Source organism: Helicobacter salomonis (genome assembly GCF_017979425.1).
In the GTDB taxonomy this organism is placed as follows: Bacteria; Campylobacterota; Campylobacteria; order Campylobacterales; family Helicobacteraceae; genus Helicobacter; species Helicobacter salomonis.
Map to the genome: position 1 here is coordinate 1 of NZ_JAERIS010000001.1, position 12,657 is coordinate 12,657.

Genomic DNA, 12,657 nt, shown 5'->3' on the forward strand with positions numbered 1-12,657 from the left:
GTATGGCTACATACTGGATATAGCTAGTTATGGATTGTTGAAACAAGAAGTCCAGTCGTCTTTGGTGGGTGGTTCACAGAATGTAGACCACTGGCAACACCCAACCATGGTTTTGCTGGAGTGATGCGTACATGTTCTAAAACGCAAGTTTTGTGTTATAATCGTGGACAATGGGTTGTGTTGGGAGTGGGTTGACTGGGGTTGCATGGTTCGTGGGTTATGCTTGTTGGATGGTTAGATGTCGGCTTTGTGTTGCAGGTTCTCTCTTGGCGGTGCTGGTGCAGGAGTCTCTTGTTTTGGAGGTTCTCGGAGTGTGTAAGTGGTGTGCGGGTGCGCTGGTAGCCACACCAACTTCCTTAAAGGTGTGTTGATGATCAAAATCCTAATGATAGAAGATGATGTGGAGTTAGCGGAAATTTTAAGCGAGTTTTTCCTCCAGCATGGCATTGAAGTTGTGAATTACGACGAACCTTATACGGGCATTAGCGCAGCTACGACACAGCCCTACGACCTCTTACTCTTAGATTTGACTCTGCCTAATTTAGATGGCCTTGAAGTGTGTAAGAGAATTTCCAAGCAAAAAGACATTCCTATTATTATTTCTTCTGCCCGTAACGATATTGATGACAAGGTCAAGGCCCTAGAGTATGGGGCAGATGATTATATCCCTAAGCCTTATGATCCCAAGGAGCTGTTAGCGCGTATTCAATCTCTTCTGCGCCGTTACAATAAAAAAGTTGCCCATGGAGGTATGGATACACCCAAGAATACCCTTTTTAAAATTGATAAGGACGCGCGTGAGGTTTATATGCGCAATAAAAAGCTCGATCTTACCCGTGCCGAATATGAAATTTTAACCTTGCTCATTAGTAAGAGGGGCTATGTTTTTTCCAGAGAATCCATCGCTATCGAATCAGAGTCGATCAATCCTGAAAGCTCTAATAAGAGCATTGATGTGATCATCGGGCGTTTGCGTGCTAAAATTGAAAAGGATCCTAAAAAACCTCAGCACATTATCTCTGTACGGGGGGTGGGCTACAAATTGGAATACTAGCCCACAATGCCCTTGTCCATTTTCAACAAGATTGTTTCTCTGTTTGTGGTTTCCCTAGCGAGCTTTGGGGCGTTTTCTTATTATTTTATCCGCTCGCAAATCGACCACGAGAACTTTCAAACTCAAATTCGCCACCAGCAATTTGTTACCACGATCAATCAGGTTTTAGCCGACAAACACAACCGCTATTCAGCGGAGGTGTATCTGCATGAATTGGGGTTTAAAGAAATTAGTTCTAAAGAGCTTCGCGAAGTGCTTGCGCCCCAGCAAAGTGAAGATATTGAACGGAATGACAACCCCTTGGCCAACATTCTCAAGGTAGGCAATAAGATTTTTATTTCTCTCAAAAGCAATGGGAATACCATTCTCTACAAAGAAATCCAAAAAACCTCTTATCACAACTATTATTTGGCCATTTTCATAGGGGGGCTTTTGATTGTGATGATCTTTGTCTTCGTGATTCGTGGCTTTATCCCCATTAATGAGCTACGCAAAAAGGTTCATCTTTTTTCCGGAGGTAAGATGGATATCGAATGCAAAATTGATCAACAAGATGAGATTGGGGATTTAGCTGCGGCCTTTGATTCTGCCATTAAAAAAATCAGAGGCTTGAATGAATCGCGTATCTTGTTCTTGCGCGCAATCATGCACGAACTGCGCACACCCATCACTAAGGGCATTATTGTTGCAGAAATGGTAGAAAATCAAATTCAAAAAGAGCGACTACTACGCACTTTTCAAAGACTAAATGCTCTCATCGAACAATTTGCCCGCATCGAGCAACTCTCCTCTAAAAACTACAAAATTGCCAAAGACATGTTCATGATGGATCAATTATTAGAACGCGTAAAAAACATGTTGTTACTAGAACATAACAGCACCTCCATCCATGCCGATGTTCCTAATTGCGCTTTCCATACAGATTTTGATCTCTTCGCCTTAGTGCTTAAAAATCTTCTGGATAACGCTCTCAAATACAGCCCAAACAAACAGGTCCATGTTGAAATCACAGGTAAAAATCTTGTGGTATCCAATCAAGGTGAACCCATGAGAGAAGACCTGGCGCATTATTTCAGACCCTACTTCCAAGATGAAAACCAAAGCGATGGGCATGGCTTTGGCTTGGGGATGTATATCATCAAGAGTGCGCTCGACACCCTGGGTTTTACGCTGGCTTACGCACACCATGACGGGGTGAATTTCTTTAGCATTGAAAATTGTGTTCTCAAAGAATTTTACCCTATATTTTCTACCAAGGACAGCTAAAGGATTTACATGTTTAAACGCCTTAGACGCTTGCGCTCTCATGAAATCTTGCGCGATCTCGTACGCGAGACATGCCTACACCCCCAAGATTTCATCGCTCCCCTCTTTGTGCGCGAAGGTGTGGGGATTGAGCGTCCCATTGCCTCCATGCCTGGGGTGGCACAAATGAGTGTAGATATACTCTTGAAAGAATGCGCAACTCTGCAAGATTTAAGCTTGCAAGCCGTGCTCTTATTTGGGATTCCCAGCCAAAAGGACGCACAGGGGAGCGCAGCCCTAGATGATAACCACCTCATCGCCCAAGCCACACGCGCGATCAAGGACAAATTCCCCCGCATGTGCGTGATCGCCGATCTATGTTACTGTGAATACACCGATCACGGACATTGTGGAGTGCTCAAAGGGGAAAGTGTGGATAACGATGCCACGCTAGAGTTACTCGGGCAACAAGCCCTAGTCCTAGCCCGAAGCGGGGTGGATATGCTCGCTCCCAGTGCGATGATGGATGGGATGGTAGCCAGCTTGCGATATACCCTAGATACGCATGGCTTTAGCATGTTGCCTATCATGAGCTATTCGAGCAAATTTGCTAGCCATTATTATGCTCCCTTTAGGGATGCAGCAGCTAGCGCACCCAGCTTTGGGGATCGCAAGGGGTATCAGATGGATTATGCTAACCGCAGGGAGGCAATTTTAGAGAGTTTAAACGACGCTTCTGAGGGCGCAGACATTCTCATGGTCAAGCCCGCTCTAGCTTATTTAGACATCGTGCGCGCGATCAAGGAGCGCACCCTTTTACCCCTTGCCCTTTACAATGTGAGCGGAGAATATGCCATGTTCAAGCTCGCCCAAGCCCATAACTTGATGGATTACGATCGCCTGCTTTTAGAAACTATGACAGGCTTCAAGCGCGCAGGGGCAGATATCATCATCAGTTACCACGCTAAAGAAGTCGCACGACTTTTACACACCTAAAGGAGAGACATGGGACGCGCTTTTGAATACCGCCGTGCCGCTAAAGAAAAACGCTGGGATAAAATGAGTAAGATTTTCCCCAAACTCGCCAAAGCCATCACCCTAGCAGCTAAAGCAGGGAGCGATCCAAGTAGTAATGCCAAATTGCGCACTGCCATTTTGAACGCCAAAGCCCAAAACATGCCCAAAGATAATATTGACGCGGCCATCAAGCGCGCCAGTAGTAAAGAGGGGCAACTGGTGGAGGTGAGCTATGAGGGCAAGGCAAACCATGGAGTGTTGCTTTTTATAGAGTGCATGACCGACAACCCCACGCGCACCATCGCCAATTTAAAAAGCTATTTCAACAAGAGTCCGGGGGCTAGCATTGTGCAAAATGGATCGTTAGAATTCATGTTTACGCGCAAAAGCGTGCTAGAAGGCACGCTTGCTGATCTACAAACCTTAGGCTTAAGTGTAGAAGATGTGGAGTTAGGCTTGATTGACTATGGTTTAGAAAGCCTAGAGATGGATAGCGAGCGCTTTTTTGTTATTGGGGATTATCAAGATTTCAAACAACTCAGCGATGGGTTTGAGGCTCTCAAATTACCCCTTCATAAAGCTTGCTTGCAACGCCTGCCCACCACCCCTATCCGCTTAAGCCCAGAGGCTCTAGCGGAGACAGAGAAACTCCTCGATCGCATTGAAGAAGATGAAGACGTGATCGCGCTGTATAGCAATATCGAGGATTAAGACAGCTTTGCTATAGTCTGATATTTTAAATGAAGGAGCTAGTATGGAAGGATTGGCGGGTGTTGTAGCGGGGGCTTCAGCTATTTGTAGCGTGGGCACGGGAGAGGGATTGTTGTATCGGGGCTATTCCATTGAAGAGCTCGCGCGTAGAGCGGAGTTTGAAGAGGTGGCGCATTTGCTGGTTGTAGGGCACTTGCCTACAGAGCGCGAATTAGCCCATTTCAAACAAGCTTTACAGGTTTATAGAGAACTACCTCTGATCGTAAAACAGGTTTTGCAAGCTTTACCTGTCAGCACACACCCCATGGATGTGATGAAAGCGGGCGTGGTAGCTTTGGGCTGTGCGTATCCGGAGGAGTTGGATTTCTCCAACCAGGACACTTGTGCCTTGCGTCTATTGGGCGCGCTACCATCCATTCTGATTTATTGGCATAATCTTCATAAGTTGGGCAAGCATGCCGGCCTAAATTCAGACAAAAGCATGGCGCACTACCTTTTAGAAGGTTTGCGTACGGGTACTCCTTTAGAAGAAGAAGTGAAAGCGATGGACGCGATGCTAACTCTCTATGCCGAGCACGAGTTCAACGCCTCCACCTACGCCAACCGCATTACGGCTAGCACACTCTCAGACCTGTATTCTTGCGTTTCCACGGGCATTAACACACTCAAGGGGCGTTTGCATGGGGGGGCTAATGAAGTGGCGATTGCTTTTGTCTTGCGTTTTCATAGTGTGCAAGAGGCCCTGCAAGAAGTCGACGCATTGTTTGCCAAGAAAGAGAAGATCATGGGCTTTGGACACCGCGTTTACAAGAAAGCCGATCCTAGGAGCGCGGTAGGTTTTGAACTTGCCGAACAACTCAAGCATTTAGGCGATCCTAAACTCTTTGAGATTGCCATAGCGATTCGCGACAAAGTCAAGCAAGAAAAAGGCTTACCTGATAACATCGATTTCTTTGGTGGGTTAGTTTATCACTATATGCGCCTTGAGCGACTTTACTACACGCCTTTCTTCGTGATGTCCAGGGCTGTAGGCTGGATGGCACACGCCTTTGAGCAGCGCGCCCATAACCGCATTATCAGACCTACATCCACCTACACTGGCGCATCTAAACGCTCTTTTATCCCACTTCAAGATCGCTAGTTAACATCCAAAAGACCTACCTCTTGTGCGCTAGCATGCCTCAAAGAGGTATCTTAGCGCTCCACAAACAAAAGCACCATCTCTTCTATTGGAAACTTCACAGGCGCTATTTATCCAGCCATTGATCGGCTTGTTTGACAGATAATTTTACCCACAGGTTTCTACATTGTGCTATGTAAAATGGAATTTTAAAGGTCTGTATCCATGGTAGTTTTATATTAATAATTGTCGCTGATAGCAAATTTTATTAGTTAAAAATCTTAGGTAAGTTTATGATACTTATATCAACTTTGGAATTTTTGAGGTAATAGAACCCCCTAAAATGCGTAAAATTTAGCAATATTTTATAAATATTGCTAAATTCTGTAAATTTTATGCTATCATGTGTTCAAATTCAGAGAAAGGATGGCGATGGGTTCTAAAACAGCATGGCTCTTGGAGACTTTGATCAAGACCTATTTGAGAAACCGCGCGCCTGTGGGCTCAGAGAGTTTGCGCCACGCCATCCAAGAGCACCATATGTTGGCTATCTCTTCAGCCACCATCCGCAATCATTTCAAGCGACTAACAGAGCAGGGAGTCTTGTGCCAAAGCCATAGCAGCGCGGGGCGTATACCCACCACCCAAGCTCTCAAGGATTATTGGCGCGCCAGGCTCAATCCCTATGATTGTCTGGAGATCGATTTAGAGCGTTTACAAGAGGCGAGCGCGCGTTATGGAATTTTCAGTGTGGTGGAGTCTTACCAAAGGGCGTGTTTGCAAGCTGTGCATAACCACGCACACAGGTGGCTCATTTTGGACTTTGGAGCACTCCAGATTGCCCTAGATTATCACAGGAAGCTGGAACGCTTTGTGGGGGAGCTGGTGGGGCTGGAATGTCGGGCGATCCGTCAAATAGCACTCTCTGTATGCGCGATGCGACTGGTTACGCAGATTGAGAATTTTTATCAAAAGCGTCTTTACTTTGGCTTGGAGTTTTTAACGCAATTGGGTGCACATTGTGATGAAACATTGCTGTTAAACATCTTGGAGGGGCATATCTTTAGGCATCTCAAGGAAGGCTTGTATTTTGAAAGTCTGTTTCCCTGGGGCTTTTTAGGAATTTTACAGCCTATTAAAGCCCAAGGGGAGGAGACTAAAATGCTGTGTGTAGGAGGCTTAGAGCAGAATTTTGAGGGCTTTTACCACGCGATTGCGCAAGCATCTTAAGAGAAGGGAAGACATGACGACAACTGAACAAGTGCAAGAAAATCCAGAGGAGCGGGGAGCAGAAACCCTCCCAGAGGAGGTAGAGAGCAAACCTGAAATCGATTATCAAATGAAGTTCAAGGAGGCCCAAGACCTCTATGTGCGCACCCATGCGGATTTTGAGAACGCCAAAAAGCGGCTAGAGAAAGACAAGGCTATGGCCTTAGAATACGCCTATGAGAAAATTGCCCAAGACCTTTTGCCTGTGATCGATGCCCTGCATGGAGCTTTAGAGAGCGCACAGAAGGAAGGTGCACAAGCTATTGCCAAAGGCTTAGAGCTCACTTTGCACAAAATGCATGAAGTGCTAGCAAAACACGGGATTGAGTGTGTGGAATGCGCTACAGAATTTGACCCCAATGTGCACAATGCGGTCATGCATGTGGCCACAGAACACAAGGAAGAAGGAGAAATTGTGGAGGTGTTTCAAAGAGGTTATAGGTATAAAGAGCGCTTGTTGCGCCCCGCGATGGTCAGCGTCGCTAAAAATAATTAAATTTAATACAAAGGATTCAGCATGGCAAAAGTAATTGGAATTGACTTAGGGACAACCAATTCAGCAATGGCAGTTTACGAGGGCAATGAGGCAAAGATCATTGCCAATAAAGAGGGTAAGAATACCACCCCCTCCATCGTTGCCTTCACGGATAAAGGTGAAATTCTTGTGGGTGAGAGCGCTAAACGCCAAGCGATCACCAATCCCGAGAAAACCATTTATTCCATTAAGCGCATCATGGGCTTGATGAACAATGAAGACAAGGCTCAGGAGGCTAAAAAACGCCTACCTTACAAAATTGTGGATCGCAATGGGGCATGTGCCATTGAGATTGCAGGCAAAGTCTATACCCCTCAAGAAATTTCGGCTAAGATTTTGATGAAGCTCAAAGAGGATGCGGAAAGCTATTTGGGCGAGGAAGTAAACGAGGCGGTGATCACCGTGCCTGCCTATTTCAATGATAGCCAGCGCAAAGCCACTAAAGAGGCAGGCACTATCGCGGGCCTAAATGTCTTGCGCATCATCAATGAACCCACCTCAGCAGCTCTTGCTTATGGATTGGACAAAAAAAGTTCTGAGAAAATCATGGTTTACGATCTAGGAGGAGGAACCTTTGATGTAACCGTGCTAGAAACTGGGGACAATGTGGTTGAGGTCTTGGCCACAGGCGGGGATGCTTTTCTAGGCGGAGATGACTTTGATAACCGCATCATCGACTTTATTGCCAAAGAATTTGAAGGCGAGAGTGGCATTGACATTAAAAAAGACATCATGGCCTTGCAACGCCTCAAAGAAGCCAGCGAAAATGCCAAAAAAGAATTGAGTTCTGCCAATGAAACAGAAATCAATTTGCCCTTTATCACTGCCGATGCCAGCGGACCTAAACACCTTGTTAGGAAGCTTACGCGCGCCAAATTTGAGAGCCTGATTGAGGACTTGGTGGAGGAAACCATTACCAAGATCGACAGCGTGATTGAAGATGCAGGCTTGCGCAGAGACGACATCGTTGAAGTGGTGTTAGTGGGCGGTTCAACTCGTATCCCCAAAGTACAAGAGAGGGTCAAAAGCTTCATCAACAAAGAGCTCAACAAATCTGTGAACCCTGATGAGGTGGTGGCTGTGGGCGCGAGTATCCAAGCGGGCGTACTCAAGGGAGATGTGAAAGATGTCTTGCTCTTAGATGTGATCCCTTTGAGTCTGGGCATCGAAACCCTTGGGGGTGTGATGACTAAAGTCATTGAAAAGGGGACCACTATCCCAGCCAAAAAAGCCCAAGTGTTTTCCACCGCTGAGGACAACCAACCCGCCGTGTCGATCTTGGTCTTGCAGGGTGAGCGCGAATTTGCTAGGGACAACAAGTCTTTAGGTAAATTTGATCTCACAGGCATTGCGCCTGCACCTCGTGGCATGCCCCAAATTGAGGTGACCTTTGACATCGATGCCAATGGGATTCTCACGGTTTCAGCCAAAGACAAGAACACGGGCAAATCTCAGGAAATCAAAATCTCTGGCTCTAGTGGCTTGAGTGAGAGTGAGATTGAAAAAATGGTCAAAGATGCGGAGTTGCATAAAGAGGAGGATACACGTCGCAAAGCGGTGGTAGAGGCTAAGAATCAGGCTGAGAGTTTAGCCCACCAAACTAAGAAGAGCTTAGAAGAACACAAGGCCAGTTTAGAGCCCAGCGAAGTGGAAAAAATCCAGCAGGCTTTGAGCGACTTAGAGGCCACTCTGAAAGATGAGAGCACCACAAAAGAAAACATCGAGGCAAAAATGAAAGCCTTGGCTGAGGTTTCTGGCAAATTAACCGAAGCCATGATGCAAAAGGATCAAAGTGCGCAACAAAAACAAAAAGACGAAGATGTAATCGACGCAGAGGTCGAAGAAACAGGCAAGTGACAATTATCTAAAGCCCTCTAAGAGGGGGCTAGAAACCCTATCTGCTACCATGGTGCTTTGGGTTGCTGATTTTGGTAGTGAGACGTTGTTGAGTTTATGCTATCGTGAAACATTCCCCCTAAAGAGAACGACTTTCTAACTAAAGCGTCCCTAACGGACACCAACTCGAAAGGCTTTGTATTTTATAGCCCGCGTGGCTATGATGCACGTATCCAACTCTTACCACCCGGGTCTTCACCAGTCTCACTTACTTGTTGCCCTAAAGGACAGAGCTTCACGCGTTGTGGGATAAAATGACTAGCTGCTTACGTCAATTGGATAAAATACACAAGGCGTTTCCCATATAGGGTGCATAAAGTTACTCTCTTAAAGGTCATTCGATGAAAATGCGCATTTTTGCTTGTTTTTTGGCGACTTTTGTGGCTAATGGGTTGGCGCGTTTTGGATATGTGGTGCTTATTCCCATGCTCATTATCTCGGGCAGACTGAGCCAAGATCAAAGCATTCAACTAGGCATCGCAATTTTGGTGGGCTATATCTTTGGAAGCTTTTGGATTGGTATTTTGCAAAGATATATGAGTTTAGAGAATATCGCTAAAATCAGCCTTTTCTTGATTTCCTTGAGCTTTTTTGCCTGCTTCTTAGATTTTTTGCCCTTTATTTGGGCATGGATTTGGCGTTTTATTGCAGGATTAGCTGCTGCAGCATTAATGGTTTTAGCCGCACCCTTGTCTTTAGGTCTTGTACAAGAAAAACAGCGCTCCAGTGTGAGTGGGTTTATATTCAGTGGGATTGGAGTGGGAGCGGTCTTTAGTGGTTTTGTATTGCCCCTCTTTGCATCTTCAGTCCACTGGGCGTGGATTTTATTAGGGACTTTGAGTTTGATAGCTTTTGGCTTTGCATGCGCAACACTCAAAAACCTCCATCCGCCCCGCCCTAACCAAGATCAACAGAGGTTTAGACCTTCTTTTTTCTTTGTCTTATTGCTGGTTAACAACATGCTCAATGCCATTGGGTATTTACCCCACACCCTCTTTTGGGTGGATTATTTAGTGCGCACCCTACATTTTAGCAATGCAAAGGCAGGCGCTTCATGGGCATTTTTTGGATTTGGATCGGCCTGTGGTGCGATTTTAAGCGGGTTATTGGCCAGGTGGATTGGCTTAAAACAAGCTTTTATCGCCGTGCTTGCGATCAAGACTATTGGGTGTCTAATGCCGGTGTATTCTTCTCATCTTACTTGGCTCAATCTCTCTATTTTCTTGATGGGATGCACCACTACGGGCCATATCACACTCATTAATGCCATGGCTTTGCACCTAGTAGGCAAGGATTGCTTTGCGCGCGCCTCCGGCTGGCTCACCTTTAATTTTGCGATCGCTCAAGCTATTTTTTCCTTTGCTTTTAGCATCGCACTGCACTACATCAGCTTTACTAGCTTGTTTATTTTCTGTGGAATTGCCCTGTTTTTGAGTCTTGCCGTGTTGTTGCCCATTAAATAAAATGACTCATACATCTAAGTGTTTGACATCTTTAGCGTGTGCGTGGATATATTCGCGTCTAGGTTCCACCTCGTCGCCCATGAGCAAGTTAAAGGCTTCATCGGCTTTTACCTCATCTTCTAAAGACACTCGCAAAAGGGCGCGGTTTTCTAGTGCCATCGTGGTCTCCCAGAGTTGATCAGGGTTCATCTCGCCCAAGCCCTTATAGCGTTGAATATACGCCCCTGCCCTTGCACTTTGCTCGACCTTGTCCAAAAATCCCAACGCGTCCATGCCTAAAACCTCCGTGTCGATCTCAGCGATCCGTGCAAAGAGAGCTTTAGCTTCTAAAAACAACGCATCTTTAAAAAGCGAATCATCAATCCCCACTTCCACAAGCCCCAAAGAAGTCTGCACAAAGAAATGTGCGCTTTGTTCTGAAATCTGTTGTGTGAGAATGCGGTAATGCAAACTCTCTAAAAGCTCCTCTAGGTGCTCAGCTAGAGTAGGGAAACTCAAGCCCTCTATATCGTGTTCGACTAAGTAGCGCAACACCTCCATTAAAAGGGGGCGTTTTTCTAGCTCCTGCAAGATAGAGCGATACGCGCTTAAAGTTTTAAGTAAATCTAGCAAGTCATTACGCCCTATGCCCTCGATGTCCATGCTGTCGATTCCATGTTCGATCAAGAAGTGGTTGAGCTCCCGCTCATCACGCAGGTATCGCTCGATCTTCTTTTTCTTAAAGCGATACAAAGGAGGCTGGGCAATATAGACATGCCCATTTTCAATCAAGGGCTTTAAATGGCGAAAGAAAAAGGTCATTAACAAGGTTTGGATATGACTTCCATCCACATCCGCATCGGTCATGATGATAATCTTGTGGTAGCGTAACTTCTCTAAATTAAATTCCTTGCCCACCCCGCACCCAAAGGCGGTGATCATGTTCTTGATCTCCTCAGATTTGAGGATTTTGCCCAAATGCGCTTTTTCGACATTGAGGATTTTGCCCCGCAGAGGCAAAATCGCCTGAAAGGCGCGATCTCTGCCCTGTTTGGCTGACCCACCCGCGCTATCCCCTTCCACCAAATAAAGCTCAGATTCTCTGGGGTCCTTACTCTGACAATCGGCTAGTTTGCCCGGTAAAGTCCCCACACTCAAGGAATCTTTTTTACGCGTGATCTCGCGCGCCTTTTTGGCTGCCTCGCGTCCGCGTGCAGCTAAGAGCACTTTTTGCACAATCGCCTTAGCGATGCTAGGATTCTCCTCAAAGTATTTAGCCACCTTTTCATAGACAAGTTTAGCCACGATAGGACGCACAAAAGAGCTTCCTAGCTTAGACTTAGTCTGCCCCTCAAATTGAGGGTCTAAGAGTTTAAGGCTAATGATCGCGCTTAAGCCCTCCCTAACATCCTCTTGTACCACGCTAGCACTCTCTCTAGAAGAGCCACTCTCTTGGATATAGTTCAAAATAGCCTTGCTCAAACCCATCTTAAATCCGCTCTCATGCGTGCCCCCTTCGGTGGTGCGGATATTATTCACAAAACTAAAGGTCTGTTCTTCGTAACTCTCATTATAGGCCAAAGCCACCTCCACCTCCATGCCCTCCACTTGCGCGTTGAAAGCGATGATCTCAGAGATGAGTGGGGTTTTTTGACTATCTATAATGAATTGTTTCAGGCCGTCTTGATAGTGGTAGCTTTCATGCACTTGGGCGGGCTGGTCGTGAAACTCTAAAGTAATCTTGTTGTTCAGATACGCCATTTCTTGAAAACGGCGTTTGAGTATCGCACTATCAAAAGCTACCACTTCCATAATTTGGGGATCGGGGAAAAACTCGATCGTGGTCCCGCGCTTTTTAGTTGTGCCCACCACTTCTAGGGGGGTGGTGGGGATTCCCTTTTCAAATTCTTGTCGGTAAATCTGTCCCTCTCGATAAATGGTCATAATAAGCTTGATAGAGAGCGCATTGACCACGCTCACCCCCACGCCATGCAACCCTCCAGAGACCTTATAGCTCTCTTGATCGAATTTGCCCCCCGCGTGTAAAATGGTGAGCACCACCGTGGCGGCTGGAATGCCTTCTGTGGGGTGGATGTCCACAGGAATCCCCCGCCCATTGTCCTCCACAATGCACGAGCCATATTGACTTAAAGTTACTTTGATGTGATCGCAAAAGCCGGCCATACTCTCATCGACCGCATTATCCACCACTTCATAGACCATGTGGTGTAAACCATTGACTCCCGTGTCGCCAATATACATGCCCGGGCGTTTTCTGACCGCTTCTAAACCTTTGAGAACCTTGATTTTATCGCCCATGTAAGAGTGCATCATCTGCCTTATTTGAGAATTAAAGATGAGAAAGCCT

Annotated in this window: 10 protein-coding genes; 9 read left to right on the forward strand and 1 reads right to left on the reverse strand. The window is 46.1% G+C overall.

Translation table 11 applies throughout. From position 1 onward, the window contains the following. Positions 1-370 precede the first annotated feature (370 nt). From arsR to KCO92_RS00045, 9 genes are all read left to right on the forward strand, one after another. On the forward strand, positions 371-1,054 hold the full coding sequence (gene arsR, locus KCO92_RS00005; protein ID WP_104695081.1) for an acid response regulator transcription factor ArsR: 684 nt from the start codon (positions 371-373) through the stop codon (positions 1,052-1,054). A 6-nt stretch (positions 1,055-1,060) separates the two neighbouring features. Beyond that, complete coding sequence (locus tag KCO92_RS00010) at positions 1,061-2,320, forward strand: ArsS family sensor histidine kinase (protein WP_104695080.1); 1,260 nt, start codon at positions 1,061-1,063, stop codon at positions 2,318-2,320. A 9-nt stretch (positions 2,321-2,329) separates the two neighbouring features. Further along, positions 2,330-3,295: a porphobilinogen synthase gene (hemB, locus tag KCO92_RS00015; protein WP_104695079.1), complete on the forward strand. Its 966-nt coding sequence runs from the start codon at positions 2,330-2,332 to the stop codon at positions 3,293-3,295. A gap of 9 nt (positions 3,296-3,304) precedes the next feature. Further along, positions 3,305-4,027, forward strand: coding sequence for a YebC/PmpR family DNA-binding transcriptional regulator (locus KCO92_RS00020; protein ID WP_104695078.1), 723 nt, complete (start codon positions 3,305-3,307; stop codon positions 4,025-4,027). Positions 4,028-4,070: 43 nt separating this feature from the next. Continuing rightward, on the forward strand, positions 4,071-5,168 hold the full coding sequence (locus KCO92_RS00025; RefSeq protein ID WP_104695077.1) for a citrate/2-methylcitrate synthase: 1,098 nt from the start codon (positions 4,071-4,073) through the stop codon (positions 5,166-5,168). Between the two features lie 411 nt (positions 5,169-5,579). Then, positions 5,580-6,377 carry an HrcA family transcriptional regulator gene (locus KCO92_RS00030; protein WP_104695076.1) on the forward strand — a complete coding sequence of 266 codons (798 nt, stop codon included), beginning with the start codon at positions 5,580-5,582 and terminating at the stop codon, positions 6,375-6,377. Between the two features lie 13 nt (positions 6,378-6,390). Beyond that, entirely contained in the window at positions 6,391-6,912 is a 522-nt protein-coding gene (gene grpE / locus KCO92_RS00035; protein WP_104695075.1) for a nucleotide exchange factor GrpE, read from the forward strand. A gap of 21 nt (positions 6,913-6,933) precedes the next feature. Next, on the forward strand, positions 6,934-8,808 hold the full coding sequence (gene dnaK, locus KCO92_RS00040) for a molecular chaperone DnaK (protein WP_104695074.1): 1,875 nt from the start codon (positions 6,934-6,936) through the stop codon (positions 8,806-8,808). A gap of 386 nt (positions 8,809-9,194) precedes the next feature. Then, a complete protein-coding gene (locus KCO92_RS00045) occupies positions 9,195-10,310 on the forward strand; it encodes a YbfB/YjiJ family MFS transporter (protein ID WP_104695095.1) in 1,116 nt (371 codons plus the stop codon). A gap of 6 nt (positions 10,311-10,316) precedes the next feature. Here the strand turns inward: KCO92_RS00045 and gyrB are convergent, their stop codons facing one another. Then, on the reverse strand, positions 10,317-12,620 hold the full coding sequence (gene gyrB / locus KCO92_RS00050) for a DNA topoisomerase (ATP-hydrolyzing) subunit B (RefSeq protein ID WP_104695073.1): 2,304 nt from the start codon (positions 12,618-12,620) through the stop codon (positions 10,317-10,319). Positions 12,621-12,657: the final 37 nt, after the last annotated feature.